Origin of the sequence: Streptacidiphilus fuscans (assembly GCF_015690355.1) — a bacterium.
GTDB lineage: Bacteria > Actinomycetota > Actinomycetes > Streptomycetales > Streptomycetaceae > Streptacidiphilus > Streptacidiphilus fuscans.
In genome coordinates, this window is the sequence record NZ_JADPRT010000026.1 from 16,243 (window position 1) to 42,916 (window position 26,674).

Here is a 26,674-nt window from a genome sequence, read left to right on the forward strand (position 1 = left end):
ATATTGCTGGTGCTTCACGGCGGGGCCGGGTCACGCTGGCCCCATGCACTCCGACAACCTCCTCGCGCCTGCCGCCGGTGATCACTCCCCCTTCGGCCGCGTGCTCGCCGCGATGGTCACGCCGTTCCACGCCGACGGCACGCTGGACCTGACCGGCGCACAGGAGCTCGCCGCGTACCTATTGGCCGAGGGCTGCGACGGACTGGTCCTCAGCGGCACGACCGGCGAAGCGCCGACCACCACCGACGCCGAGAAGGAACAGCTGGTCCGCGCCGTCGTCGAGGCGGCGGACGGGAGCGCGACAGTGATCTCCGGCGTCGGCACCTACGACACCGCCCACTCGCAGGAGCTCGCCCGGTCTGCGGAGCGTGCGGGAGCGGACGGGGTGCTGGCGGTCACGCCGTACTACAGCCGCCCGCAGCAGGAGGGCGTACGGCGGCATCTGCGCGCTGTCGCCGACGCCGTCACGCTCCCCGTGATGCTCTACGACATCCCGCACCGCACCGGAACCCGGCTCTCCCCCGAGACCCTGAGCGCACTGGCCGAGCATCCGCGGATCGTCGCGGTCAAGGACGTCAGCTACGACCTCGCCGGTGCGGCGCGGACCATGGCCGAGACCGGACTGCGGTACTACTGCGGCGCGGACGAGCTCAACCTGCCGCTCGCCGCGATCGGCGCGGTCGGCGTGGTCAGCACGGTGGCGAACGTCGCGCCGCGCGAGATCCGCGCCGTCCTGGACGCCTACGCGCGGGGCGCGAACGCGGAGGCCGCGCGCCTGCACCAGCAACTGCTGCCGCTGGTGCAGGCGATGATGGACGACGCCCCGGGCACGGTCACCGCCAAGGCGCTGCTCCGCGCCGCCGGACTCCCCGCCGGCCCGGTCCGGTCACCGTTGGTCGACGCCGAGCCGGAGCTGGTGGAACGACTGCTGAAGGTGCGTCAGGAGGCGGGCGTCTCGCGGTAGTCGGCCAGCGCCTCGGCGGTCTTGGTGGCGGTGAACTCGACCACGTCGTACTCGGCCACGCCCGCCTTGGCGAAGGGGTCCTCCGCCAGCAGCGCGTCAACCGCCGCGCGGTCCAGGCCGACGACCAGCAGGATGCCGCCGGTACGCGGGACCTTGGCGCCGGAGGCGAGCAGCGCGCCCTTGGCGTACTGCTGGTCCAGCCAGGCCCGGTGGTCCTCCAGATGGGCGTCCACCTGCTCCATGGGAACGGTGTAGGACAGGGTCACAACGAACACGCTTGCTCCTCGGTACGGCGACAGCCAACAACAGGACGACGGCCCCGCGCGACCGACCGCACCGGATCAGTACCCGATCAGGCCCAGCGATCGAACGGACGATCAAGCGTATATCGCCCGTCCGGGCCGAGGAGCAGCGTCCTCATCTCACCGTTGTCGGGATTCGAGAGCGCCTCGAACTCCTCCACGGTCCAGTGGAACCAGCGCATGCAGAAGAGCCGCATCATCAGCCCGTGGCAGACCAGCAGCACATTGGGCGGATAGTCGGGGCTGAGGAAATTGCGGTGCAGCGTTTCGAAGAACGCACCCACTCGGTCGTAGACGTCCGCGCCGGACTCGCCCTGGGTCAGCCGGTAGTAGAAATGGCCGTAGGCGTCGCGGGCCTTGCGCTGTTCACGGATGTCGTCGAGGTCCTGGAGGTTTCCCCAGTCCTGCTCGCGCAGCCGGGGTTCCTCCATCACCCGGATCCGGGCGGGCTCCAGGCCGAGCAGGCCGAGGGTCTGCCGGGCACGCGTGTAGGGCGAGACGTAGACCTGCACCCGCTCGACGCCGAACATCTCCCGCAGCTCGGCACCGGCCTCCCGCGCCTGTTCCCGACCGCGTTCGGTCAGCTTCAGGGCGTGGTCGGGGACGCGCTCGTAGATCGACTCGTCGACATTTCCTTCCGACTCCCCATGTCGGAGCAGGACGATTCGTCGGGGTCGCGCCATACCGGCCACAGTAACCCAGCGAGTTCGAACAGGCGTCGGCGTCTCAACGCGGGGCGCTGTACCAGCGCCACTCGGTCAGTCGCTCGCGTCCGGGCAGCTCACCGCGGCCGGTGGCCCAGAGCAGGGTCGCCCAGGGATCGGTGTCGGTCGGCGCGTCCGGGAAGAGCCGGTGCAGCACGCGCGCGCAGATGTCCGCCGGGGCGGCCCAGTCCAGTCCGAGCCCGCGGGACACGTCCTCGGTGTGGGCGAACAGCTCGACCAGGCCCATCGACGCGGAGCCCTCGGCGTCGGCCGTCCCCATGCCGTGGAAGGCCCGCGCCTCGGGCGTGGCCGTCCGCACCATTGCCACGTGGAGCGCCCCGCAGGACTCCACCACCTGGACCAGGCCCTCCGTCCCGCTCTCCCGCTCGCTGAAGATCACGCTCGCGGGCTTGCCCGGCCCCAGCCGACGCCAGACGAACGGCACGAACGTCTCGGCGGGCGGCGATTGGGGACCGAGCTGCGCGGCATAGGAGAAGAGACAGTCGGCGAGATGCTCGGTCACCTCCCAGCAGTCCAGGTCCAGCGTCCCGGCCGGACGGCTCCAGTCCGCGGCGAGCGCGGCGGGCCGGCGCAGCTGCGCGACCACGAGCCGGACGCCCTCGGCGAGGTCGTCGGCGGTGACGGGTCCGACGGGTGCGCCGGATCCGACGAGTGCACCCGGCGCGACCGGTGAGCGATCAGGCATGGTCATGTGCGGCGGCCACCTTCGTTACGTTGTGAGCAGCGGGCTGAGCTTGTCGGTTCCGTCAGTCGAACCGGGCGGCGGCGTCAGGGACTCGATCCCGTGGTCGGTCGGGTCGGCACCGAGCGCCCGGTGGCCGAGGGACCGGCCGAAGACACCGACGGACTCGCCGATGCGGATGCCGATGCCGACGCGGGTGCGGATGCCGACCCAGACACCGACGCGGACACGCTCGGTCGAGGCGGGGTGCCGCTCTGCCCGCCCGGCCCGACCGCGTAGCCGATCCCCGCGACGACAACCGCGACGCACAGGGCCGCGATCGGGGCCCAGTACCGACGCCGCGACGGCATGGCCTCGTCGACGGCCAGACGCTCCGCGGCGCTCGGCTCGTGGATCGCCCCGCCCTTTTCGATCTCCCGGACGAACTCGTCCCAGAGCTCGTCCCCACTCCCCTGGTGATCTCCGGTCACCCGCGCACCCTAGTGAGCAGCGCCGACCCCGTGCAATAAAGATGATCTAGTCGGCCAGCCTTCACTGATCGGCCACCCCTCGCGTTCGAACGACCGCTAGCATCGAGCACGTGGACTCCTTCTGGCACGTCGCGCTGCCACCGCTCCGCGCCTGACCGGGCGCAGACGCTGACAGCCTGCCCGTGACCCCGGCCGCCCCAAGGGCCGCCAGGGGCACGCGTCGTGCGCCCGTTGTGCAGCACGTTCCCACGACGGAATCGACGACGGAAGTTCACCACCGTGCCGAACCACACCCCTGCCACATCCTCTTCGTCTTCCTCGACGCCGACGGCCGCGACATCACCGGTCACGCCGACACCGACACCTACATCCACAGCGTCGGCGCGCGGCAGCTTCGCCCGACGGCTGAGCGGGCCGGTCCCCATCCTCGTGACGGCGCTGCTCTGGGGCACGACCGGAACGGCGAGTTCGCTCGCACCCAAGGGCGCCGGCCCGGCCGCGATCGGGGCGGCGGCACTGACGCTCGGCGGCCTGCTGCTCTTCTTCTCGAGCCGCGCGGCGCGGGTCCTGCCCCGGACCTGCACGGCGCGCGAGCGACGGCTGCTGGCCATGGGCGCGGTCGCCGTCACCGGATACCCGCTCAGCTTCTATCCGGCCGTGGCGCGCACGGGAGTTGCGGTGGCCACGGTGATCGCCCTGGGCAGCGCACCCGTCTTCGCGGGGCTGCTGGCCTGGCTGTCCCGACAGGCCCGGCCGACCGCACGCTGGGCCTGGGCCACCGTGATCGCCGTACTCGGCTGTGCCTTGCTGGTCCTCGGCCCCCAACTCACCGGCGGATCAGCCGCCGTGAACCCGCTCGGCGTGCTGCTCGCGGCGGTCTCCGGCTTCTCCTACGCCGCCTACTCGCTGATCGGCGGCACCCTGATCGGGGCGGGGCACGCCTCGGACGGCGTCATGGGCGCGATGTTCGGCGGTGCGGCGGTGCTGGTGCTGCCCGTGCTGCTGCTGAGCGACGAGCGGTGGCTGCTCGACCCGCGCGGCCTCGCGGTGGTCCTGCACCTCGGCGTCGTCACGACGTTCCTCGCTTACCGCCTCTTCGGGCTCGGCCTGCGGCACACCTCCGCGCAGGTCGCGACCACACTGACGCTGGCCGAGCCCGCGGTCGCCGCCGTCCTGGGCGTCGCGGCGCTCGGCGAGCGGCTGCCCGTCGCCTCGTGGTGCGGACTCGCCGTCCTCGCTGCCGCGTTGGCCTTCCTCACCGTCCCGGTCCGGCGGCGGAACTAGGCCCTGGAAAGCCCCGGAGGGGGCGCCGACCGAGGTCGACACCCCCTCCGGGGTCCTGTTCACTGCTCAGGCTCAGCTGCAGCCGCTGGTCGAGCCGCAGCCCTCGCAGACGTAGCAGCTGCCCGCGCGGCGCATCTTGGTGCCGCAGGAGAAGCAGAGCGGGGCGTCGGAGTTGATGCCCTGCTGGATCTCCAGCAGCTCGGCCGTGTTGTGCGCGGACGCGGCCGGGACAGCCGCCGGAGCCGACGCCGCAGGCGTCGAAGCCTCGATCACGACCGGGACGGCCGGAGCCGCCGGCGCGACCACCGAACGGGGCGCGGACTGGGCCAGGCCCTCGACGTCGATCAGCTCGGAGTCCTCGCCGTCGATGGGCTCGTAGGAGCCCGTCTCCAGGTGGCGCTGACGCTCCTCGACGGAGTGGATGCCGAGCGCGGAGCGGGTCTCGAACGGCAGGAAGTCCAGCGCGAGGCGGCGGAAGATGTAGTCGACGATCGACTGCGCCATCCGCACGTCCGGGTCGTCGGTCAGACCGGCCGGCTCGAAGCGCATGTTGGTGAACTTCGAGACGTAGGTCTCCAGCGGCACGCCGTACTGCAGGCCGACCGAGACGGCGATGGAGAAGGCGTCCATCATGCCCGCGAGGGTCGAACCCTGCTTGGACATCTTCAGGAAGACCTCGCCCAGACCGTCGTCCGGGTAGGAGTTGGCGGTCATGTAGCCCTCGGCGCCGCCCACCGTGAAGGAGGTGGTGATGCCGGGACGGCCCTTCGGCAGACGCTTGCGGACCGGGCGGTACTCGACGACCTTCTCGGTCGCGACGGCCGGCGCGGCCGACGGGGTGGCCGCAGCGGCCTCGGGGGACTTGGTGTCCTTGGTCTTGGCCGACAGCGGCTGACCGACCTTGCAGTTGTCGCGGTAGATCGCGAGCGCCTTGACGCCGAGCTTCCAGGCCTCGAAGTAGATCTCCTCGACCTCCTCGACCGTCGCGCTCTCCGGCATGTTGACGGTCTTGGAGATGGCGCCGGAGATCCACGGCTGGATCGCGGACATCATCCGGACGTGGCCCATCGGGGAGATGGAGCGCTCGCCCATGGCGCAGTCGAAGACCTCGTAGTGGGCCGGCTTCAGACCGGGGGCGTCCACCACGTTGCCGTGCTCGGCGATGTGGGCGACGACCGCCTCGACCTGCTCGTCCTGGTAGCCGAGACGCTTGAGCGCGCGCGGCACGGTGCCGTTGACGATCTGCATCGAGCCGCCGCCGACCAGCTTCTTGAACTTGACCAGGGCCAGGTCGGGCTCGACGCCGGTGGTGTCGCAGTCCATCATCAGGCCGATGGTGCCGGTCGGGGCCAGCACGGACGCCTGCGCGTTGCGGAATCCGTTCTGCGCGCCGATCCGGACGACGTCCTGCCAGGCCTCGGTGGCCGCGGCCCAGACCGGGGTGTCCAGGTCGTCCATGCGCGTGGCGGCGTCGTTGGCGTCCGCGTGCTGACGCATGACCCGCTGGTGGGGCTCGGCGTTGCGGGCGTAGCCGTCGTACGGGCCGACGATGCCGGCCAGCTCGGCGGAACGCTTGTACGCGGTGCCGGTCATCAGCGAGGAGATGGCGCCGGCGAGCGCGCGGCCGCCCTCGGAGTCGTAGGCGTGGCCGGTGGCCATCAGCAGCGCGCCCAGGTTGGCGTAGCCGATGCCCAGCTGGCGGAAGGCGCGGGTGGTCTCGCCGATCTTCTCGGTCGGGAAGTCGGCGAAGCAGATGGAGATGTCCATCGCGGTGATGACGAGCTCGACGACCTTGGCGAAGGTCACCGCGTCGAAGCTGTCGTCGTCGCGCAGGAACTTCATCAGGTTCAGCGAGGCGAGGTTGCAGCTGGAGTTGTCCAGGTGCATGTACTCCGAGCAGGGGTTGGACGCGTTGATGCGGCCGGACTCGGGGCAGGTGTGCCAGTGGTTGATGATCGAGTCGTACTGGATGCCCGGGTCGGCGCAGGCCCACGCGGCCTCGGCCATCTTGCGGAACAGGCCCTTGGCGTCGACGGACTCGATGACCTCGCCGTTCAGGCGGGAGCGCAGGCCGAACTGCTCGCCCTTCTCCACGGCGGTCATGAACTCGTCGGAGACGCGGACCGAGTTGTTGGCGTTCTGGTATTGCACCGACGTGATGTCGTCGCCGCCCAGGTCCATGTCGAAGCCCGCGTCGCGCAGGGCGCGGATCTTCTCCTCCTCCTTCACCTTGGTCTCGATGAAGGCCTCGACGTCCGGGTGGTCCACGTCGAGCACGACCATCTTGGCGGCGCGACGGGTGGCGCCACCGGACTTGATCGTTCCGGCGGAGGCGTCCGCGCCGCGCATGAAGGAGACCGGGCCGGAGGCGTTGCCGCCGGAGGAGAGCAGCTCCTTGGAGGAGCGGATCCGGGAGAGGTTCAGGCCGGCGCCGGAGCCGCCCTTGAAGATCATGCCCTCTTCCTTGTACCAGTCGAGGATGGACTCCATGGAGTCGTCGACGGCCAGGATGAAGCAGGCGCTGACCTGCTGGGGCTGGGTGGTGCCGACGTTGAACCAGACCGGCGAGTTGAACGAGAAGACCTGGTGGAGGAGGGCGTAGGTCAGCTCGTGCTCGAAGACCTCGGCGTCGGCGACGGAGGCGAAGTAACCGTTCTTCTCACCGGCGGCGCGGTAGGTCTTCACCACGCGGTCGATGATCTGCTTGAGGCTCCACTCGCGCTGGGGGGTGCCGAGCGCGCCGCGGAAGTACTTGCTGGTGACGATGTTGACGGCGTTGACCGACCAGAAGTCGGGGAACTCGACGCCGCGCTGCTCGAAGTTGATCGAGCCGTCACGCCAGTTGGTCATGACGACGTCACGACGCTCCCAGGTGACCTCGTCGTACGGATGGACGCCCGGGGTGGTGTAGATGCGCTCGATACGCAGCCCCGCGCCCGCCTTGGCGCCGGCCTTGCCCTTGGCCGTGCCGCCCTTACCGGTACGGGAGCCGCTGGTCGTATCAGTCATTGCCGCCTCCTCCTGGGCAAACGCCCTGAGCGCCCCGCTGCTTCCCGGGGTCGCCTGCTGGTTCATATGTGGTGCTCAACGTGTTGCTCAACGTGGTGCTGAAAGTCGTGCTGAGGGTGGGCGCGCACGCCTCGAAAGGCGCCGAGGGTCTCAGGGCGTGGGCGCGGGGGGCCGGTCGGCGCGGAGTTCCGCGATCGCGGCTTCGAAGTCTTCGAGCGAGTCGTAAGCCCGGTACACCGAGGCGAAGCGCAGGTAGGCCACGACGTCCAGCTCCCTGAGCGGGCCCAGTATGGCCAGGCCGACGTCGTGGGCGGACAGCTCGGCGCTCCCGGTGGAGCGCACTGCCTCCTCGACGCGCTGGCCGAGCTGGGCGAGGGCGTCCTCGGTGACCGGTCGGCCCTGGCAGGCCTTCCGCACTCCGGAGATCACCTTGTCGCGGCTGAAGGGCTCGGTGACCCCGCTGCGCTTCACCACCATCAAGGCGGCGGTCTCCACCGTGGTGAACCGGCGGTTGCACTCGGGGCACTGGCGCCTGCGGCGGATCGAGCTGCCGTCGTCGGTGGTGCGGGAGTCCACCACTCGGCTGTCCGCGTGTCGACAGAAGGGGCAGTACATGTCCCGCTCCCCTCCCGTTTTGTCGTGTCTGCGCGTCGCTCTTGCTCCGAGGCAGCCGTCAGTCTAGGCGATCCGCAGGGGTGCGTGAGACCACGCCCCCGCTGACGGGACCACAACTTGTGGGCTGCGGGCACCAATGTAACCACTAGATCTGGTGCGCGGCGCGCCTATCCGGGACCGCGTGTCGTGTCCTTCGGATCACGCTTCGCGATCGGCGCAGGTCAGTCCGGAGAGGCCCGACGCGGGGCTCACCCGGACGGCTGCGGGCGCTCGGGGAGGGGCGCTTTCGGGCGCATTGGGCAGTCGTACGACGGCGATCCGTGAGAGGATTCCACTCGAACAAGCGATCGCATGGACGGGTTGGAATACACCCGGAACCTTGATCAGGTCAGGGTTTCCAGGAATAATTCACTCGAACGTGTGTTTGGCGCAACCTTTCGATAGGACCTACCGTTGGCCTATTCAAGGGAGAACGTCAGCAGGTAGCGCAGAGAGGGGCCGCCGTGACCATCGCCGAGAGCAGCACCGTCCCGGTGCAGGAACGCTCCCAGTTCGCCAGTCAGGAAGATTCGCGAAAGCTTGCTTCCGGGCTCGTTCCGGACCAGGCCGGCGCCCCTTCCGTAACGCAGTCAACGGGGCACTCCTTGGATATTCCAGAAAGCCCGGTCCGCTCGCTCGCCGGTCGACCTCCCGGTGTGCGCACCGACGAGGCCGGTCTCACCGAGCGTCAGCGCCGGGTCATCGAGGTCATCAGGGATTCCGTGCAGCGCCGGGGTTACCCGCCGAGCATGCGGGAGATCGGTCAGGCCGTCGGCCTCTCCAGCACCTCCTCGGTCGCCCACCAGCTGATGGCCCTGGAGCGCAAGGGCTTCCTGCGCCGCGACCCGCACCGGCCGCGCGCCTACGAGGTCCGTGGCATGGAGGTCGCACGCCCGGCGCCCGAGTCCAACAGCGGTCGCCCGGCCACCTCCTACGTCCCGCTGGTCGGCCGGATCGCCGCCGGTGGGCCCATCCTGGCCGAGCAGTCGGTCGAGGACGTCTTCCCGCTGCCGCGTCAACTCGTCGGCGACGGTGAGCTCTTCGTGCTGAAGGTCAGCGGCGACTCGATGATCGACGCCGCCATCTGCGACGGCGACTGGGTCACCGTCCGCCGTCAGCCCGTCGCCGAGAACGGCGACATCGTCGCCGCGATGATCGACGGCGAGGCCACCGTGAAGCGCCTCAAGCGCGAGGACGGACATATCTGGCTGATGCCGCACAACTCGGCGTACGAGCCCATTCCGGGTGACAGCGCCACCATTCTCGGCAAGGTCGTCGCGGTGCTCCGCCGCCTCTGAACCGAAGCCACGAGTAACACCGCGTCAGGGTGTCAGGAGCCTTCCGCTCCTGACACCCTGACGTGTTTTCAGTGGTCCACCCCGAGGGCGAATTCAGCGTTTCCGGACCGGGGCCGCGGAGGCGTCGATGGCGGCCAGGGAACGGCGCACCTGATTGCGGTCGGTGGTGTACCAGAAGTCCGGCATCGAGGAGCGGAAGAATCCGCCGTAACGAGCCGTCGCCAACCGCGAGTCCAGCACCGCGACCACGCCGCGGTCCTCCGCCGAACGCACCAGACGACCGGCGCCCTGAGCCATCAGCAGCGCCGCGTGCGTCGCCGCGACGGCCATGAAGCCGTTGCCGCCGTGCTCCTCGACGGCCTTCTGGCGAGCGCTCATCAGCGGGTCGTCGGGGCGCGGGAACGGGATCCGGTCCATCACCACCAACTGACAGGCCGAACCTGGCACATCCACGCCCTGCCAGAGCGAGAGCGTGCCGAAGAGACACGACTCCGCGTCCGCGGCGAAGTTCTTGATCAGCTCGCCCAGCGTGTCCTCGCCCTGGAGCAGGATCTGCCCCGGCACCCGCTCCCGCAGCGCCTCGGCCGCGGCCTGGGCGGCGCGCATCGAGGAGAACAGGCCCAGCGTCCGCCCACCGGCCGCCTGGATCAGCTCGGCCAGCTCGTCCAGCATCTCCGGACGCTCCGGATCCCGTCCCGGAGGCGGCAGATGACGGGCGACGTAGAGGATGCCCTGCTTCGGGTAGTCGAACGGCGAGCCCACGTCCAGCCCGCGCCAGACCGGCACGGTGTCGGACGCGTCGAGCGTCTCGCCCACGTCGTCCCGGCCGGTGCTGGAGAGCCCCAACGAGGCCGCCACACCGGTGAAGTCACCGCCCAGCTTGAGCGTGGCCGAGGTGAGCACGACCGAGCGCTCGGTGTAGAGGTTCTCCCGCAGCAGCCCGGAGACGCTGAGCGGCGCGACCCGCAGGGAGGCCGGGGCGGCCAGGAACCGGTCGTTCCGGTCGATCCAGATGACGTCGTAGACGCTGCCTTCGAGCAGGCGGTCGGTGGTGTCGTGGATGTTCTCCAGCGAGGCCATCGCCTGCTTGCGCACGGCGTCCTCGTCGGTGAGGCCCTTGTCCCGGACCTCGCCGAGGGAGGTGATCACCTCGCGGCAGGCCTCGCGGATCGCGTCGACGGCGTAGTGGAGGTTCTCCGGGAGCTCCTCGACCCGGCCGCCGTCGACGAGCTCCATCAGGCCGTGGTAGTTCTCGGCGGCGGCCTGGAGCTTGTCGACGGCCTTCTCGTTGGCGAGCTTGGCGGCCCGCTTGACCGCGCGGTTCACGGCCGTGGTGGTGAGCTCGGCGGTGGCGATGCCGGTGACCCGGGAGACCAGCTCGTGCGCCTCGTCGACGATCAGCAGACCGTGCTCGGGCAGGACGGGCGCGCCCTCCAGCGAGTCGATGGCCAACAGGGCGTGGTTGGTGACCACCACGTCGGCGAGCTTGGCGCGCTCGCGCGCCTTCTCGGCGAAGCACTCGCCGCCGTAGGGGCACTTGGTGGCGCCCAGGCACTCCCGGGAGCTCACCGACAGCTGCGCCCAGGCCTTGTCGGAGACGCCGGGTGAGAGGTCGTCGCGGTCGCCCGTCTCGGTCTCGTCCGCCCAGTCGCGCAGCCGCATGATGTCCTTGCCCAGCTTGCTGCTGGGACCGCCGAGGGCCTCGGCCGGGTCGAACAGGCCGTCCTCGTCGTCGCTCGGCGCGCCCTCGTGGGCGCGGTGCAGACAGAGGTAGTTGGATCGGCCCTTGAGCATGGCGAAGAGCGGACGGCGGCGCAGCAGCGGGTGCAGCGCGTCCACGGTGCGCGGCAGGTCGCGCTCGACCAGCTGGCGCTGGAGCGCCAGGGTGGCCGTGGCGACGACGACCTTGTCCCCATGGCCCAGGGCCGGGACCAGGTACGCGAGCGACTTTCCGGTGCCCGTGCCGGCCTGGACGAGCAGTTGCTCGCCGTTCTCGACCGCGGCGGCGACGGCCTCCGCCATCGCCACCTGGCCCTCGCGCTCGACGCCGCCGACGGCCTCGACGGCGGCGTGCAGCAGCTCGCGCACACGCGAGGGCTCGACCCCTGGTGAGCCCGACGCTGCTGGGTCGGCCGCTGCGGGGTCAGCCGCAGCAGGGTCGGCCGATGGGGAGTCGCTGGTGTCGGCCGCGCTGGGCTCGAGGATGTCGTCACTCATGGCGCAACCAGCCTAGAGGGCACCACTGACAATCCTGGGCCGGACGGGCGCGCTCAGCGACGGATCCACCAGCACGGGTTCCTCCTCGCGCGCCGCCAGGAGCGCGGCCGGGTCCAGGACGGCCACGGCCAGCCCGGGGTCGGCCTCACCCGCGTCGTCCAGGAGTTCGCCCTGCGGTCCCCAGACCGCGCTGTGGCCGCCGCCGAGGTAGCCGCCGCTCGGCCCGCTGTGGTTGGCCAGCGAGACGTAGACGGTGTTGTCCAGCGCCCGGGCCGGGAGCAGGAAGGTGTTCGACTTCGCGACGAACTCGGCGCTGAACATCGAGCCGTTGAGGTAGACGTGGCAGCCGTCCAGAGCGGCGGCACGGGCGTGCTCGGAGAAGGACGAGTCCCAGCAGATGCTGATCCCGAGCCGCCAGCCGTCCAGCAGCAGCGTGCAGCCGGCCGCGCCGGGGGCGATGCCGGTGGCGCGCTCGCCCGGCGTCGCATGCTGCTTGTCATAGGTGGCTGCTAGCTTGCCGTCACGGTCGAAAGCGAGCGCGGAGATGTGCAGCGCGCCGTCGTCGGTGCGGGTGGGCGCGCCGACGACGAGGGCGGTGCGATGGGTGGCGCAGGCCTCGCGCAGGGGGTCGAGACGCGGGTCGTCTGCGCCGGTGGTGTGGTGCGCCGGATCGGCGACGATGCCCGACAGTTCGTAGCCGGTGAGGAACAGCTCGGGCAGGTGCAACAGGTCCGCGCCGCGGTCGGCGGCGCGGCGGACCAGGTCGGCGGCGGTCGCCGCGTTGGCGGCCAGGTCCAGCGGCACGCAGGCGGCCTGGCCTGCGGCGAGGGTGAGCGTTTCCGTCGGTGTCGCCGGCGCTTCCGGTGTCGCGTGGAGGTCGTCCATAGCCGGGAGCGTAGCGGTCCGAACAGGGGGTGTGAGGGGTGAACTGGGGTTTTGGAGCTGTCAACCGCGTCAGGTTCGCGCGGGGAGCGGGTGGTGCCCTTCGGGCTCGTGGTGGCGGTGTTCGGCCGGCCGATCCCGCGCGTCAGGGTCCTGGCCGTCTGGGTGAAGGTCGTCGGGGTGCGGGCCGTCGGGGTGCAGGATGCCGGGGTCCGATACGGGGTCGGCGCTGCGCGGGCGGCCGAAGGTGGTCCACGCGGTGCGTGTGGGCAGGCGGTGGACGGAGCGTCCCAACCGGTCCGCGCAGACGGCGTTGAGGATGACAGCGGCCCGGTGCGCGCCGAGGCCGAGATCGGGCGTGCCGACGCCGTGCGTGTGCAGTTCGGCGTTCTGCACGTACAGCCCCGCGGTGACATCCGGTCGCAGTTCCACGCGGTGGTTGAGGTCCACGCGGTAGCGGTCCTGGTCGTCCCAGTCGATCAGGTCGAGCAGGGGGTCGAGCAGTGCGGGCCGGCGGGCCGCGTAGCCGGTCGCCAGCACGGCCACGTCCGTGCGCACCGTGTAGTCCGCACCGGACTGGGCGTGCGCGCAGCGCAGCTCCAGGCCGCCGCAGGGGCCGCTCCGGGCCGAGTGGATCTCGGTGCCGGGCACGATCTCCACGTCCGGGGTGACTCCGCCCGTCGTGCGGTCGTAGAGCGCGTCGTGGACGGCAGCCAAAGTCTCGGCGCTGGCCGCCTTGTAGAGCTGCCACTGGCTGGGCACCAGGGTGTCGCGGACGGTCCCGGGCAGGCCGTGGAAGTAGCGCGTGTAGTCCGGGGTGAAGTGCTCCAGGCCGAGCTTGGAGTACTCCATCGGCGCCAGGGCGGCGCTGCGGGTGATCCAGCGCAGCCGTGGTCCGGTGCTGCTCCCCCGCCGGCGGAGCAGGTCGAGGAAGACCTCGGCTCCCGACTGGCCGGAGCCGACGACGGTGATGTCGGAGAAGTTGTCAGTGGGGTCGGCTAGCGTTCCCGGTGAGTGAGGCGAGACGAGGTAGTCCTCGGAGTGGAGGACGGGGCCGCCTTCGTCCAGGAGAGCGGTGAACGCGGCGGGCACCACCGGTTCGGTGCCGACGCCGAGCACCAGATTGCGGGCCAGCAGCGGCGGTTGGCCGGGGATCTCGACGTGGAAGAGGCGCCGGCGCCCGTCCCAGCGCACGGCCTCGACGGGGCTGTCGAAGCGGCAGTTGGGCAGCGCGGACGCCGCCCAGTGGCAGTAGTCCTGGTACTCACGCCGGGTCAGGTGCCACTGCTCGGAGAAGTAGAACGGGAACAGCCGGTCCTGCTCGCGCAGATAGGCGAGGAAGGACCACGGGCTGGTCGGGTCGACCAGCGAGACCAGGTCGGCCAGGAACGGCACCTGCATCCTGGCGCCGTCGATCAGCAGGCCGGGGTGCCAGCTGAACTCCGGTTTGGCGTCGAGGAAGACGGAGCGCAGGCCGTCCACGCCGTCGGCGAGTGCGGCCAGGGAGAGATTGAACGGGCCGAGGCCCACTCCGACGAGGTCGTAGGGCGGATCGGGGTGGTTCGCGGCGGGGTCGGGTTGCCGGGCAGAGCCGTGGGGAGCGGAGCGGGGGTGCGTGGTGCTGTCGTGGACGGTGCTGTCGTGGGAGCGGGGCACGCCCAGGTGCGGCGTGCGGAAGTCGGGCGCACGGTCCGACGTCGTCGAGGGTTCCAAGGACACGGTGCTTTCCGGTGTGGGGAGGGGTTCAGCCGCGCTCGTAGAGCATCAGTGCGGCGTGCTTCTCCGGGAGGACGAGCTCCGAGTCGTAGCGGAACCCGGCCCGGAGGAAGGCACGGACGGAGGGGAGGTTGCGGACGTCAGGTTCGGCCACCACGCGGCGCGCTTCCTGGCGTTGGCGCAGGGCCCGGCGCGCCAGGGCGCCGATCAGCGTCCCGCCCAGGCCTCGGCCCCGGGACGCGGGCGGCCCGATCAGGACGTGGAGTCCGGTGTCATGCGGACGTGCCGGGTAGTGCCGGGCCAGGGGGTCGAGGTCGGCCCGGTAGACCTCCCAGTAGCTCATCGGCGTGCCGTCGAGCAGGCCGAGGCAGGGGACGCTGCGACCGTCGCCGTCGAGCTGGGCGCGGACATGGTGCTCGGTCATCCCGGCCGAGCCGGAAAGCTCCCAGAAGGCGGAGACCACGGGGTCGTTCATCCACTCGACCAACAGGTCCAGATCACGGGCCAGTTGCACGGGCTGCAGCCGGAACTCGCCGAAGACGGTGTACATGGTCCCCCAGCGGGCGACGCCGTCCAGCAGGTCGGCGGGGCGCGCCGCGCTGCGGGGGCGCGAGGGCACCGGTCGGGACTGCGCGGGCACGTCGGGCCGCCCACCCCCCGGCGCGAGAGCAGCCCGTCCCTGCGGGCCGTCCGGGAGGTGACGCCGGCTCACGCCTCGGCCCCCGCCATGGCGAACGCTGGCGCCGGAGTCGCGGGTGGCTTTGCGCCACCCCCCTGCGGCGCTGCTACAAGGGGATTGGCGAAGTCGACGTACACCGACTGCGTCTCCACCGGCCCGACCAGCTCGTCCATACCGTGCAGCCGGGTGAGCAGGTTGGCCTTGCAGCGCAGCGTCCCGCTGTCGAGGAGCCGCTCCGGCAGGCGGGAGCCGGTCGCCCGCCCCGGCCCGGCCAGAAAGCCCCGAAGGGCGGCCAGCAGCAGCCGCTCGTCCGCGAGCTGCTGTGAGCCGAACGCACCGACCAGGCCCAGGAGGTGGTTGATCCCCAAGTAGTAGGCGAAGCGCTCGTCGGCCACCTGGTCCGGCACGAAGGTGTCGCTGGCACGTCCGATGCCCGGGAGGCGGCCCTCCAGAGCGTCGGCGTGGGAGTCCCGGAAGTAGTAGCCCTGGTTGTCGCGGTACCGGCCGCCGACCGGCCAGCCGTCCTCGTCCAGCACGACCAGGGTGTTCTGCTGGTGTGCCTCCAGCGCGATCCCGGCACGGCCGTCGAGCCAGAGCAGTGGGAGTGCCACGGCGTCGAGGTAGCGCAGGAACCACTCGGCGGCGACGGTCACGGCGGGTCGTCCGCTGCGCGTGGCCAGCCGGTGGACCACCTCCGCCAGGTAGGACGCCTCGCCGCCCGCCCAGGGGCGCTCCGCGACGAGCCCGGCAAGGCAGTGCACCCGGTCACGCGCGGTGAACGGGCTCTGCCGCAGCACGGTGTCGAAGCCCGAGGCGGTCTCGTCCGCCGACGTGGCGGCGGCGTCTCCCGGCAGGTCGACGCCGATCCAGGCGGGATCACGGACGATGTCGAAGCCGGGGTGCTCGGCACGCCACTCGGCGCCGAGGCCGGACTCCAGCAGCCGGTGCACCTCGGCGCCGCGCAGGAGTTCCTTGCGGAGGTTCTCCCGGCGGGAGTTGGTGATCCGGAGCCCGAGCGAGAGCTTGAGCATCCAGGGCGTACCGGGCTGGTAGACCGTGCGGACCGAGGAGGTCGGGTGCCACAGGCCACCGGCCGCGCCCAGGTCGTGGACGCGACCGGCGTCGATCAGGGCGCGGACGGCAGGCCGATTCGTCAGCTCCCGTGCCTGCCACGGGTGCACGGGCAGCAGCACGGTCCCGTCGGGGTGCTGCGGCGCGTCGTCGCCGCGCAGGCCGGACATGATCCGGCCGATGCCGTCCACACCGAACCGCACGTCGCCGCAGCCCGACGGAGCGGTACCCTCGGCGGCAGCCACCAACTCCCGTGCCACAGCGAACCAGTGCAGCCGCAGTGCGCCGCGCAGCTCCGGCGCGTACGCGACGCCCTCCGCGTCACCCACGCCCTCGCGGCTCTTCGGCGTCGGATGGAACGGGTGCCCCAGCAGCAGCGCCTGCTCGGAGCGGAGGAACGGCGTCGCCGCAGTCCCCGGCTCCGCGGCTGCCCGGCGCGCCGCCACGAACCCGGTGACGCGGCGGACCGAGTCCGCGACCCGCCCCGCCAGGTCGGCGACCTGGACCGCCGCCTGCACGGCGGACGCAGCGGCGGTGACAGCAGTGGCCTCGACGTCGGCCTGCGCGGCGGCGGTCCGGGCGAGCAGGGCCGCGACGGTGACCGCATCCGCCGGTCGTCCCGCCGACTCGCCCGACACGGGGCGCAGCTCGGCCGGACCGAAGCGGTGCCAGCCGGACGCGGAGCGGTAGCGGACCGGTGCACGCAACACCAGGCCGTCGACCAGCGGCACTTCGAGCACCTCGGAGGCGGCGGGCACGGCCACGCCCTGCTCCCGGGCCCAGCAGCGCAGCAGGTTCTCGACAGCGGCGGCGTCGGCGACGGCGGCCGGGTCCGGATGCAGCAGCGGATCCTCCGACTCCGCAGGCGAATTGGCAGGTGAGACGGGGTGCTGCTGTGCGGGGACGGTGGTCACGCGCGGTTCTCCTGGGAGTGACGGGGATCGCCACCGGACTGGGCGGCTTCCGGCTGGGCGGCACCACGCTCGGCAGCGCGGGTGTCGCGTTCTCGCTCCGTCGACGTCCCCGCCGCGACGACATGAGCGATCAGGCGGTCCAGATCCGCCTCGGTGGTGTGCGGGTTCAACAGGGTGAGCTTGAGTACGACCGTCGGAGCGGCAGAGCCCCCCGGGCCGGGCAGTTCGGTGCGCCCGACGACCGCCCGGCCCTCGGCCAGCAGGCGACGCCGCAACTCCGCGTTGACGGCGTTCGCCTCCTCCAGGACGCCCACGACGCCCACGACGTCCCCAGCGCCCCCAGCGCCCCCAGCGCCTGGATCGACTTCGCGCTCGGGCAGGTAGCGGAAGAGCACGGTGGTGAGCCGTGGCTCCGCAAGCAGTTCCAGCCGTGGGTGCGCGGCGATCGCGGCGGCGGCGTGGCAGGCCAGCGCATGGCAGCAGTCAACGAGCGCGCCGAGCCCGGAGCGCCCGAGTGTCCGCAAGGTGACTGCCACCTTGAAGGCGTCCGGCCGCCGGGTCGTCCGCAACGAACGGCCGAGCAGGGACGTGTATCCGGCCTCCTCGTCGTCGGCCGGGTTGAGGTAGGCGACGCGCTGCGCAAGCGGCGTCAGCAGGTCGGCCCGGCGCGCGAGCAGCACGCCCGCCGCCACCGGCTGCCAGCCGAGCTTGTGCAGGTCGAGCCCGACGGTGTCGGCCAGCGCCAGCCCGTCGAGCAGCGGCGCCAGCCGACGCGAGAAGAGCGCGCCACCCCCGTAAGCGGCGTCGACGTGCAACGGGACGCCGTGACGGCCCGTCACCGCGGCGACCGCGCGCAGTGGGTCGATCGCCCCGCGATCGGTCGTCCCGGCGGTGGCCACGACACAGCACGGCACCAGACCTGCGGTGCGGACGTCGGCGAGCGTCCAGTCCAGCAGCCGTGGATCGAGCGATCCGTCGTCGGAGGTCTCCACCGGGACGACCGCCTGAGCTCCGAGCCCCAGTACGGACGCGGCTCGGGCGACGGAGAAGTGCGCGGCGGAGGAGCAGAGGACACGCAGCCTTCCGGCCGCCTCCGCCGGGATCCCGGCGCCGTCGGCGACGCCGAACTCCCGTGCCAGGACGTGGTCCCTGGCGAGCATCAGCGCCATCAGATTGGTCTCGGTGCCGCCGGTGGTGAAGACGCCCGTGGCTCCGCCGGGCTCCCCCGCGTGCTCGAAGCCGACCAGCTCCGCGAGGACCCGCAGCACGGCGTTCTCGATCTCGGTCCCGCCGGGAGCCTGGTCCCACGAGTCGAGGGAAGGATTCAACGCGGCGGCGGCCAGATCGGCCACGGCGGCGACGGCGAGCGGTGGAACGTGCAGGTGGGCGGCGCAGGCAGGGTCGGCGGGATCGGCCGCTGTGGCGGCGAGGGCGCGGGTCAGCACGGCGAGCGCGTCCGGGTCGCCCTCGTCCGGCAGCAGCGAACCGGAGGCGAGGAGCTCGCGCAACGTCGCGGCAACCCCCTCCGGCCCTCCCCCGGGCAGCGGGCCGCCCCGCGCGACCGCGCCCTCGCGCAGCGCCCCGAGCGCCACGGCCAGCATCGGCGCCAGCGCCTCCGGCCCGCAGACGCCACCCGCGAGAGCGGTGACGGACGTTCCGAGGTCCGACGCGGGGGCAGGCCCGGACGCGGGGCCAGAGGCAGGCGGTCGAGGCGGAAGAGGCGGAGGAACTCCCTCGGTGGTGGTCACGCCGCCCCTCCGGAGCGTGCGGCCGGGACCAGCTGGCGGTGCCGGTCCAGCGCGGCGGGCGCGCCGGAGAGAGCGGTGGCTTCACGTGAGGCCGCAGCGACCGACTCGGCCAGCCGTTCCAGGACGGCCTCCGCCTGCTCGTCCGTCATCGTCAGCGGCGGCAGCAGCCGGACCACCGAGCCGTACCGGCCGCCGAGCTCCACGATCAGGCCACGCCGCAGCGCCTCCGCCCGTACGGCGGAGGCGAGTTCGGGCGCGGCCGGGTAGGCGCCGAGTTCGTCCGGTGTACCGGTGCGATCGACCAGCTCGACGCCGAGCATCAGACCGCGTCCGCGGACATCGCCGACGGCGGGCAGCTCGCGCTGCATGCCGCGCAGCCGGGCCAGCATCCGGGTACCGAGTTCGGCGGCGCGCTGCGAGAGGCCCTGCTCCCTGACGAAGCGCAAGGTGGCCGCGCCCGCGGCCATGGCGAGTTGGTTGCCGCGGAACGTTCCGGCATGAGCACCGGGCGCCCAGACGTCCAGCTCCGACCGGTACACGATCGCCGCCAGCGGCAGGCTGCCCCCGATCGCCTTGGAGACCACCATCACGTCCGGCTCGATCCCGGAGTGACCGACACCCCAGAAGGCCCCGGTGCGCCCGACCCCGGTCTGCACCTCGTCGACGATCAGCGGAATGCCGTGACGCGCGGTCAACTCCCGCTGCTCGACCAACCACTCGTCCGGCGCGGCGATGACCCCGCCCTCACCCTGGACCACCTCGACCAGCATCCCGGCGGGACGGTCCACCCCGCCCTTCGGATCCTCCAGCAGCGACCGGGTCCACCGCGTCCCGAGCCGCGCCCCCGCCGGCCCGCCGACGCCGAACGGGCAGCGGTACGCGTACGGGTAGGGCAGCCGGGTGACCGTTGCGCCACCCCCCTCAAGGGCTGCGCGAACGGCCGTGTCGCCGCTCGCGGCCAACGCGCCCGCGGTCTGCCCGTGGTAGCCGCCGACGAACGCCAGCAGCCCGTCCCGCCCCGTCGCCAGCCGTACCAACTTGAGCGCGGCCTCGACAGCGTCGGTCCCGGCGGGACCGCAGAACTGGATCCGCGCGTTGCGCGCGAAAGCGGGCGGAAGCGTCTCGAAGAGCGCGGTGGTGAACTCGTCCTTGACCGGCGTCGCCATGTCCAGCACGTGCAGCGGCGCCTCGGAGTCCAGCACGGAGCGGATAGCCTCCAGCACGACCGGGTGGTTGTGCCCGAGCGCGAGGGTGCCGGCGCCGGCGAGGCAGTCGAGGTAGCGCTGGCCGTCCGCGCCCTCGACGGTCATCCCTCTGGCCCGGACCGGAACGATCGGTAGTGAGCGCGCGTATGTTCGCGCGGCGGATTCGCGTGCCGCCTGCCGTCCGAGGATCGCGCTCGCGCTGGTGCTTGTGGGCAGCGCCGTGGTGGACATGGCCTGACTACCTCCTGGCGGTCGGGGCGACGCGACGCGGACCGACGCCCGGTCCGGCACAGCCACCCGAACGAGCAGGCCTCACAACGGCGGCGCGCACCCCCTTCGGGTGACGTCCCGTTGGGCTAACGACCAAGCACCAGGAAGAGAAACGGCCGATCACAAACCCCGCACAAACGCGGGTCTGAGCCGAGACAGGTGGTTGCACACGTCAGGGGCGCGGGGAACTGCGCGAGCAACCACCCTGTGTGGATGGCCCTGCTCGCTCAGCGACTCACCACACTCGGTGGCTTGTCGCGCAGTTCCCCGCGCCCCCAGATAGTGCAACCACCTGCGGCGCCAAAGGCTCGGGCTTGCAGAACCTCAGCTCTGCGCCACCACAGCGAAGCGCTCCAGCTCCGCAGCGAGGTCCGCCAGGACCCTCGCCTTCAGGAGTGTGCCCTCGCCGGTGTGGTCCTCGCTCAGGACCTCGCCGTCGCGGTGCACGCGGGCGACGAGATCGCCACGCGTGTACGGGACCAGCGCCGTGATCTCGATCGACGGGCGCGGCAGCTCGGACTCGATCAGCTCCAGCAGCTCGTCCATCCCCTGACCCGTCCGCGCCGAGACCGCGATCGCATGCGGCTCGCGGCGCAGCAGTCGGGCCAGGACCAGCGGGTCGGCGGCGTCCGCCTTGTTGATCACGACGATCTCCGGCACGTCCTGCGCGCCGACCTCGACGATGACCTCGCGGACCGCGGCCAGCTGCGCCTCCGGCTCCGGGTGCGAGCCGTCGACCACGTGCAGGATCAGGTCGGACTCGCCGACCTCCTCCATCGTGGAGCGGAACGCCTCGACCAGGTGGTGCGGCAGGTGGCGGACGAAGCCGACGGTGTCGGCCAGGGTGTAGAGCCGGCCGCCGGGCGTCTCCGCGCGGCGGACCGTCGGGTCCAGGGTGGCGAACAGGGCGTTCTCCACCAGGACACCGGCGCCCGTGAGCCGGTTGAGCAGCGAGGACTTGCCGGCGTTGGTGTAACCGGCGATCGCCACGGACGGGACCTGGTTGCGACGGCGCTCCTGGCGCTTGGTGTCGCGCGCGGTCTTCATCTCCACGATCTCGCGGCGCAGCTTCGCCATCTTCTCGCGGATCCGACGACGGTCCGTCTCGATCTTGGTCTCACCGGGACCACGCGTGGCCATACCGCCGCCGGAGGAGCCGGAGCCACCACCACCCATCTGCCGGGAGAGCGACTGACCCCAACCACGCAGGCGCGGCAGCATGTACTGCATCTGCGCGAGCGAGACCTGGGCCTTGCCCTCACGGGACTTGGCGTGCTGGGCGAAGATGTCCAGGATCAGCGCGGTCCGGTCGACCACCTTGACCTTGACGACGTCCTCCAGGTGGATCAGCTGGCCGGGGCTGAGCTCACCATCGCAGACCACCGTGTCCGCGCCGGTGGAGAGCACGATGTCGCGCAGCTCGTTGGCCTTGCCGGAACCGATGTAGGTGGCGGGGTCGGGCTTGTCACGGCGCTGGATCACGCCGTCGAGCACGACGGAACCGGCGGTCTCGGCGAGGGCGGCGAGCTCCGCGAGTGAGTTCTCCGCCTCCTCGGCCGTGCCGTCGGTCCAGACGCCGACGAGCACCACGCGCTCCAGTCGCAGCTGGCGGTACTCGACCTCGGTGACGTCCTCGAGCTCGGTGGAGAGCCCGGAGACACGGCGCAGCGCGGCTCGCTCGGAGCGGTCGAACTGGTCGCCGTCGTACTCGTTGGTGTAGAGCCGTCCGGGAATCCCGTCGATTCCCGCGAGGTCCTCGTCCATCAGGGCCTCTGCGCGCAGGTCGGCCGTGCGGCGGGCGCCGCGGCCGTGCTTCGCGTCGGCGTCGCGGGTTTCGAACGTGGAGGTCATTGGATCCTTAAGCGAGTCGGTCGGGGCCCTACTCCCGCGACAGTTCGGGCTCGGAATGCCGGTGACCGGCACGCCGTCTCGGCTGTGCGGAATCCCCCGCAGAGGACAACGCGGCAGGTCTGCCACGCATTCCCCTCGATGGTCGCACGCCCTCACCCCCAGGGTCACCATCATTTCCCCCGGGTGTTCCCTCACCTGCGGGCTCTCCTGCAAGCTCGCCGGCGGCTCGCGCGGTGGCCCGTCGCGCAGCCCCGGCAGCGGCCCCTCCTGCGGCCCACCCGGTGGACGCGCCCGTGGATCCGGCTTCGGACCCTGCCGTGCCCCGGTTGGCCGGTCCGGCCCGGTAGACGTCGTAGACGCCGGGCACCCGCAGCATCACCCGCATCAGCTCGGGCAGTGCCTCGGGATCGGGCAGCTCGACCGTGTAGGTGTGGCGGACCCGCAGCTCCTGCGGCGGTTCGACCTCGGCGGAGATGATGTCGACGCCGATTCCGGACATGGCGGCGGTCAGGTCGGCCAGCAGCCGTGGCCGACCGAGGGAGTCGGCCTGGACCGTGACCCGGTAGCCCGTCGGCGTCAGGCTCTCCAACCAGCTGGCCTCGACGGGGGCGCGTCCGGCCGCGCGCATGGCGAGCCCGGTCGGGCAGTCGCCGCGGTGGACCGCCAGGGCGCCGCCCCGGATCGCGAAGGCCAGCAGCTCGTCGGGCGGGAGCGGGGTGCAGCAGCGAGCCAGGCGGACCGTCGCGTCCGGCAGCGCGGGCGCACCGACGACGGCCCGCTCGGTGTCGACGGGGCCGCCGCCGAGCAGTTGGTGGCCGCGCGGCGGTCCGACCAGCGGGCCCGCGTGCAGTCGCGCGGACTCCTCCTGGCCGGGGTGCTCCGCCAGCCAGCGCTCGATGGCGATCCGGGCGCCCGGCGTACGGGCGTGCGGGAGCCACTCGGGCGCTGGGCCGGCCGTCGGCTCGCCGGGGGGCTCGGTGAGCAGGTCGACCACGTCGCCGTCCTGCAGCGGCGTGGAGAGCGCGGCGAGCCGTCCGTTGACACGCGCACCGAGACATCGGTGGCCGCGATCCTCGCCCGCCGCGTAGGCCGCGTCGACGCCGGTCGCACCCGCGGGGAGCTGCACCCGTTCGGCGGGGGCGTGCTCCCGGGAGTTCTCGACCAGCACGGTGATCTCTCCGTCGCCCGCGAGGTCGGCGGTGAGCTGGGACCAGAAGGTGTCCGGATCCGGGGTCTCGCGCTGCCATTCGAGCAACCGCGAGAGCCAGCCGGGGCGGGCCGGATCGGTGTGGTCCAACGGATCGCGGCCCTCGGCCTCGTCGGCGGCGTCAGGGCCACCGCCGACGACACCGACGCCGCCCCCGACAGCACCGCTGACGGGCTGGACGGCCTCGGCCGCATCCGGCCCGAGCGCGGCGGCTCCCGGCGCGCCGAGGGCGACCACGCCGAACTCGGCGACGCGGTGCATCTGCCCGGTGCGCACCAACACCTCGACCACCGCGCCCTGTTCGGTGGTGACCGACGTGTGCAGCGACTGGTAGAGGTTGAACTTGGGCGCGGCGATGAAGTCCTTGAACTCCCCGGCCAGCGGCGTCCAACAGGTGTGCAGCTCGCCCAGGACCGCGTAGCAGTCGGCGTTCTCCTCGACGACCACCAGCAGCCGGGCGAAGTCGGTCGGGCCGAGCTCGCTGCGGCGCAGCCGGGCGCGCTGGACCGAGACGCAGTGCCGCGGCCGGACGCTGACCTGCGCCGGAACCCTGGCCTCGCGCAGCTGACGCCGCAGCTGCGTCGCGAACGCCTCCAGCGGAGCGCCCGCAGACGCGGACGAATGCTCCTCGGCGGCGAGTTCGGCGGCGTGCTCCCGGAGCAGCGCCTTGGTGGCGGTGTACTCCTCGGGGTGGAGCGTGGCGAAGACGATGTCCTCCAGCTCCGACTTCACCACCTGGATGCCGAGCCTCTCGGCGAGCGGGATCAGCACGTCACGGGTGACCTTGGCGATCCGGATCTGGCTGGCCGGCTTCATGTGACGGATGGTCCGCATGTTGTGCAGCCGGTCCGCCAGCTTGATCACCATCACCCGGACGTCCTGCCCGGTGGCCACCAGCATCTTGCGGAAGGTCTCGGCCTCGGCCGCCGCGCCGAAGTCGACCTTCTCCAACTTGGTGACGCCGTCGACGAGATAGGCCACCTCGTCACCGAAGCCCTCGCGCACCTGAGCCAGCGTCATGGCCGTGTCCTCGACCGTGTCGTGGAGAAGGGCGGCGACCAACGTCGTGGCCTCCGCGCCGAGTTGGGCCAGGATCATGGCCACCGCGAGCGGGTGGGTGATGTACGGCTCGCCGCTCTTGCGGGTCTGCCCCCGGTGCGACGCCTCGGCGACCTGGTAGGCGCGGCCCAGCAGGGCGACGTCCACGTCGCCGCGCGGATGGTGCAGGCGCATGGCGCGCACCACCGGCTCCAGGGCGTCGGCGAGTTGCGGGCGTCCGCCCGCGAGCAGCGCCGCTATCCCCGCACGCCCCAGGCCCGTCCTGCGGAACCCGGGCAACGCTCGCCCGAACGGGCGATCTGCGGGCCGCTCAGGAGGCCCCTCCCCCGGGCGTTCGGCGGGCTCATCAGGAGCCCGATCTGCAGAGACGGTTCTGCGCCCCTCCAACGGGACGCCAGGTACGGCGTGGAGATCACCGGCATTCATGCGCACCTCCGGCAGCGATCACCGGAGCAGGCCGCAGCTCCGATGGTCCATGCTAGCGAGTGCAACACACACCGCGACGCCTCGTGTTCCCAACGTCACGTTGATCACCCGTTCGGGGGATTTGAACCGATTCCGACGGGGCATGGATGAAAGTTTCGGCATTTCGGCCCTGCTCGCAGGGCCACGGCCCTACGCGTGGAGCCAGGAGGCGTCGAGCTCGCCCTCCGCGAGGACGACGGCCGGGCCGGTCATCTCGATCTCGCCGTCCGGCCGTTCGGTGATCACCAGGCGTCCGCCGGGGACGTCCACGGTGTAGGTCACCGGTTCGCCGGTCACCGCCGGGTCGACCCCGTCGCGCCGCGCGGTGGCGACCATGACGGCGCACGCGCCCGTCCCGCAGGAGCGCGTCTCCCCCGACCCGCGCTCGTGCACCCGCAGCGCGACGTGACGCGGCGCGCGGTCCACGACGAACTCGACGTTCACGCCCTCGGGGTAGACGGCGGCGGGGGTCACCTCGGGCGCGTCGTAGAGCGTGCCCGCGTCGGCGAGGTCCGCGACGAAGGCGACCGCGTGCGGGTTGCCCATGTTCACGTTCCGCGCGGGCCAGCGGTGCGCGCCGACGGCCACCTCGATCCCCGTCTCCGGCCCGGGCAGCGCGGCCCTGCCCATCCGCACGGTGACGTCGCCGTCGGCCGAGACGTGCACCTGCTTGACCCCACCCCGGGTCGCCACGGCGAGGTCCCCCTGCTCGGCGAGCCCGGCCAGCACGAGGTAGCGCGCGAAGACCCGGACGCCGTTCCCGCACATCTCGGCGATGCTGCCGTCGGAGTTCCGGTAGTCCATGAACCACTCGGCGTCAGCGGCGTAACGCTCCGCCTCGGGGTGCGCGGCGGACCGCACGACGCGCAGCACGCCGTCCGCGCCGATCCCCGCCCGCCGATCACACAACCGCGCCACCTGCGGCGCGGACAGCGCGAGCAGGCCGTCGGGGTCGGGGAGGATGACGAAGTCGTTCTCGGTCCCGTGACCCTTGAGGAAGCGGATGCCCTTCACCGTGTCGTTCACGGGGTCCATGGTACGGGGCTGAAGATCCATCCAGGGGCCCGGCTGTTCGGCAGGCGAGACGTTGCACTACCCAGGGGCGCGAGGAACTGCGCGACAAGCCACCCACCCACCTGGCAGGCCGAACGTGCAGGGCCATCCGCTCATCGGTGGTTTCTCGCGCCCACGCGGCGGAGCCGCATATCAGCAGAGCCCCGCGCCCTTGGAGGCAACTGCAGCTACCTCGCCCGCGAAGGGTGTCTACCCGTGCAGGTGCGCCACGCGCCACAGCCCCAGCGCCAGCAGGACGAGCGCGGTAGCGGTGTAGGCGAGCAGCGGGCGCCAGCCCGCCCTGCGGCCGGAGCCCTGGCGCGGGAGGCCCGGCCAGGCGTACCCCGCGCGGCGCGCGGCCATCGCGCCCCAGCCCGCGGAGGCCGCGGTCAACAGCAGACCAAGCATGCCGACCAGGCTGCCGCCGGAGTCGCCGGTGCCACCGCCGCCCTCGAAGGCGAGCGGGAAGGCGAACATCAGTGAGCCCAGTATCGCCAGCGCCACGATCGGGAAGATCTGCCAGACCCGGAGCCGGCCCGCGGGGCGCAGCTCGCGACGGTGCAGCGCCTCCTCGTCCTGCTCGGGCAGGAACGGAAGAGGCGTCAGTTCCCGTGCGGAAAACTCACCTGCGGACACCGCGTCGTGATCCTCGGGCTCGAAGGGATCGTCGGGGAGTCGGTGCGTGTCGGGGCCGGTATCCATGGACACGCGGCCTCCCCTGCGCTTGTCGCCGGGGAGTTGCGCTCCACCGGACCCACCGATGCTCTCGATGCTCGATGATGGCACGACGACCGCGTGCGGCGACGCCCGGCAAGGGCCTTCGCGGTGATCCGTGGCCATGACGTGATCAGGTCGTGACCGGGCCTTCCGGACATGGCGACAGACGTGCGAATACCGCCTGAAAAGCGCCGGTCCGGTCACTCGACGACGCCCGCGCACCACCCGGCGC

20 protein-coding genes are annotated in these 26,674 nt (G+C 71.9%); 3 read left to right on the forward strand and 17 right to left on the reverse strand.

The window, feature by feature from the left end:
- Nucleotides 1-43: 43 nt before the first annotated feature.
- Complete coding sequence (gene dapA / locus I2501_RS37685; protein ID WP_196198609.1) at nucleotides 44-964, forward strand: 4-hydroxy-tetrahydrodipicolinate synthase; 921 nt, start codon at nucleotides 44-46, stop codon at nucleotides 962-964.
- Here dapA and I2501_RS37690 read toward each other — a convergent pair.
- The 4 genes from I2501_RS37690 to I2501_RS37705 all read right to left on the reverse strand — a co-directional run bounded on the left by I2501_RS37690 (nucleotide 940) and on the right by I2501_RS37705 (nucleotide 3,143).
- Nucleotides 940-1,239: a YciI family protein gene (locus I2501_RS37690; RefSeq protein WP_196198610.1), complete on the reverse strand. Its 300-nt coding sequence runs from the start codon at nucleotides 1,237-1,239 to the stop codon at nucleotides 940-942. The genes dapA and I2501_RS37690 overlap by 25 nt on opposite strands.
- Nucleotides 1,240-1,316: 77 nt before the next feature.
- A complete protein-coding gene (locus tag I2501_RS37695) occupies nucleotides 1,317-1,949 on the reverse strand; it encodes a histidine phosphatase family protein (protein WP_196198611.1) in 633 nt (210 codons plus the stop codon).
- A 43-nt stretch (nucleotides 1,950-1,992) separates the two neighbouring features.
- Nucleotides 1,993-2,676, reverse strand: coding sequence for a hypothetical protein (locus I2501_RS37700; RefSeq protein WP_196198657.1), 684 nt, complete (start codon nucleotides 2,674-2,676; stop codon nucleotides 1,993-1,995).
- An 83-nt stretch (nucleotides 2,677-2,759) separates the two neighbouring features.
- Nucleotides 2,760-3,143, reverse strand: coding sequence for a hypothetical protein (locus I2501_RS37705; protein WP_196198612.1), 384 nt, complete (start codon nucleotides 3,141-3,143; stop codon nucleotides 2,760-2,762).
- A 429-nt stretch (nucleotides 3,144-3,572) separates the two neighbouring features.
- Here I2501_RS37705 and I2501_RS37710 point away from each other — a divergent pair, with 429 nt between their 5' ends.
- Nucleotides 3,573-4,427 (forward strand): EamA family transporter, encoded by an 855-nt coding sequence (locus I2501_RS37710; RefSeq protein ID WP_328806878.1) that lies wholly within the window; start codon nucleotides 3,573-3,575, stop codon nucleotides 4,425-4,427.
- A gap of 72 nt (nucleotides 4,428-4,499) precedes the next feature.
- Here I2501_RS37710 and I2501_RS37715 read toward each other — a convergent pair whose 3' ends face one another.
- Both I2501_RS37715 and nrdR read right to left on the reverse strand, forming a co-directional pair.
- Complete coding sequence (locus tag I2501_RS37715) at nucleotides 4,500-7,436, reverse strand: vitamin B12-dependent ribonucleotide reductase (protein ID WP_196198613.1); 2,937 nt, start codon at nucleotides 7,434-7,436, stop codon at nucleotides 4,500-4,502.
- Nucleotides 7,437-7,586: 150 nt separating this feature from the next.
- The gene (gene nrdR / locus I2501_RS37720) at nucleotides 7,587-8,051 is read right to left on the reverse strand and encodes a transcriptional regulator NrdR (protein ID WP_196198614.1); all 465 of its coding nucleotides are present in this window, start codon (nucleotides 8,049-8,051) and stop codon (nucleotides 7,587-7,589) included.
- A 503-nt stretch (nucleotides 8,052-8,554) separates the two neighbouring features.
- On the opposite strand from nrdR, the gene lexA reads away from it, so the two are divergent.
- A complete protein-coding gene (gene lexA / locus I2501_RS37725) occupies nucleotides 8,555-9,388 on the forward strand; it encodes a transcriptional repressor LexA (RefSeq protein ID WP_328806879.1) in 834 nt (277 codons plus the stop codon).
- A 93-nt stretch (nucleotides 9,389-9,481) separates the two neighbouring features.
- On the opposite strand, the gene I2501_RS37730 is transcribed toward lexA, so the two are convergent.
- From I2501_RS37730 to I2501_RS37780, 11 genes are all read right to left on the reverse strand, one after another.
- Nucleotides 9,482-11,605: an ATP-dependent DNA helicase gene (locus I2501_RS37730; RefSeq protein ID WP_196198615.1), complete on the reverse strand. Its 2,124-nt coding sequence runs from the start codon at nucleotides 11,603-11,605 to the stop codon at nucleotides 9,482-9,484.
- A gap of 12 nt (nucleotides 11,606-11,617) precedes the next feature.
- On the reverse strand, nucleotides 11,618-12,490 hold the full coding sequence (locus I2501_RS37735; RefSeq protein ID WP_196198616.1) for a carbon-nitrogen hydrolase family protein: 873 nt from the start codon (nucleotides 12,488-12,490) through the stop codon (nucleotides 11,618-11,620).
- A gap of 69 nt (nucleotides 12,491-12,559) precedes the next feature.
- Nucleotides 12,560-14,206: a lysine N(6)-hydroxylase/L-ornithine N(5)-oxygenase family protein gene (locus I2501_RS37740; protein WP_328806880.1), complete on the reverse strand. Its 1,647-nt coding sequence runs from the start codon at nucleotides 14,204-14,206 to the stop codon at nucleotides 12,560-12,562.
- 25 nt (nucleotides 14,207-14,231) lie between these two features.
- Entirely contained in the window at nucleotides 14,232-14,915 is a 684-nt protein-coding gene (locus tag I2501_RS37745) for a GNAT family N-acetyltransferase (RefSeq protein WP_328806881.1), read from the reverse strand.
- Nucleotides 14,912-16,867, reverse strand: a complete 1,956-nt coding sequence (locus tag I2501_RS37750; RefSeq protein WP_196198617.1) for an IucA/IucC family protein — start codon at nucleotides 16,865-16,867, stop codon at nucleotides 14,912-14,914. Before I2501_RS37750 ends, I2501_RS37745 begins: the two co-directional genes overlap by 4 nt.
- Nucleotides 16,864-18,468 carry a pyridoxal phosphate-dependent decarboxylase family protein gene (locus I2501_RS37755; RefSeq protein ID WP_196198662.1) on the reverse strand — a complete coding sequence of 535 codons (1,605 nt, stop codon included), beginning with the start codon at nucleotides 18,466-18,468 and terminating at the stop codon, nucleotides 16,864-16,866. The genes I2501_RS37750 and I2501_RS37755 overlap by 4 nt, the downstream gene beginning before the upstream one ends.
- Before the next feature lie 143 nt (nucleotides 18,469-18,611).
- On the reverse strand, nucleotides 18,612-20,051 hold the full coding sequence (locus tag I2501_RS37760; RefSeq protein ID WP_196198618.1) for a diaminobutyrate--2-oxoglutarate transaminase family protein: 1,440 nt from the start codon (nucleotides 20,049-20,051) through the stop codon (nucleotides 18,612-18,614).
- Between the two features lie 363 nt (nucleotides 20,052-20,414).
- Complete coding sequence (gene hflX, locus I2501_RS37765; protein WP_196198619.1) at nucleotides 20,415-21,941, reverse strand: GTPase HflX; 1,527 nt, start codon at nucleotides 21,939-21,941, stop codon at nucleotides 20,415-20,417.
- A 28-nt stretch (nucleotides 21,942-21,969) separates the two neighbouring features.
- Nucleotides 21,970-24,486, reverse strand: coding sequence for a RelA/SpoT family protein (locus I2501_RS37770; protein WP_236048002.1), 2,517 nt, complete (start codon nucleotides 24,484-24,486; stop codon nucleotides 21,970-21,972).
- 336 nt (nucleotides 24,487-24,822) lie between these two features.
- A complete protein-coding gene (gene dapF, locus I2501_RS37775; RefSeq protein WP_328806883.1) occupies nucleotides 24,823-25,698 on the reverse strand; it encodes a diaminopimelate epimerase in 876 nt (291 codons plus the stop codon).
- A gap of 237 nt (nucleotides 25,699-25,935) precedes the next feature.
- Nucleotides 25,936-26,427 (reverse strand): hypothetical protein, encoded by a 492-nt coding sequence (locus tag I2501_RS37780; RefSeq protein ID WP_196198622.1) that lies wholly within the window; start codon nucleotides 26,425-26,427, stop codon nucleotides 25,936-25,938.
- Nucleotides 26,428-26,674: the final 247 nt, after the last annotated feature.

Coding starts and splice junctions, on each gene's coding strand:
- dapA (WP_196198609.1), top strand. CDS start 44: ATGCACTCCGACAACCTCCTCGCGCCTGCCGCCGGTGATCACTCCCCC.
- I2501_RS37695 (WP_196198611.1), bottom strand. CDS start 1,949: ATGGCGCGACCCCGACGAATCGTCCTGCTCCGACATGGGGAGTCGGAA.
- I2501_RS37700 (WP_196198657.1), bottom strand. CDS start 2,676: ATGCCTGATCGCTCACCGGTCGCGCCGGGTGCACTCGTCGGATCCGGC.
- I2501_RS37715 (WP_196198613.1), bottom strand. CDS start 7,436: ATGACTGATACGACCAGCGGCTCCCGTACCGGTAAGGGCGGCACGGCC.
- nrdR (WP_196198614.1), bottom strand. CDS start 8,051: ATGTACTGCCCCTTCTGTCGACACGCGGACAGCCGAGTGGTGGACTCC.
- I2501_RS37730 (WP_196198615.1), bottom strand. CDS start 11,605: ATGAGTGACGACATCCTCGAGCCCAGCGCGGCCGACACCAGCGACTCC.
- I2501_RS37735 (WP_196198616.1), bottom strand. CDS start 12,490: ATGGACGACCTCCACGCGACACCGGAAGCGCCGGCGACACCGACGGAA.
- I2501_RS37755 (WP_196198662.1), bottom strand. CDS start 18,468: ATGCTGGCCGTGGCGCTCGGGGCGCTGCGCGAGGGCGCGGTCGCGCGG.
- I2501_RS37760 (WP_196198618.1), bottom strand. CDS start 20,051: ATGTCCACCACGGCGCTGCCCACAAGCACCAGCGCGAGCGCGATCCTC.
- hflX (WP_196198619.1), bottom strand. CDS start 21,941: ATGACCTCCACGTTCGAAACCCGCGACGCCGACGCGAAGCACGGCCGC.
- I2501_RS37780 (WP_196198622.1), bottom strand. CDS start 26,427: ATGGATACCGGCCCCGACACGCACCGACTCCCCGACGATCCCTTCGAG.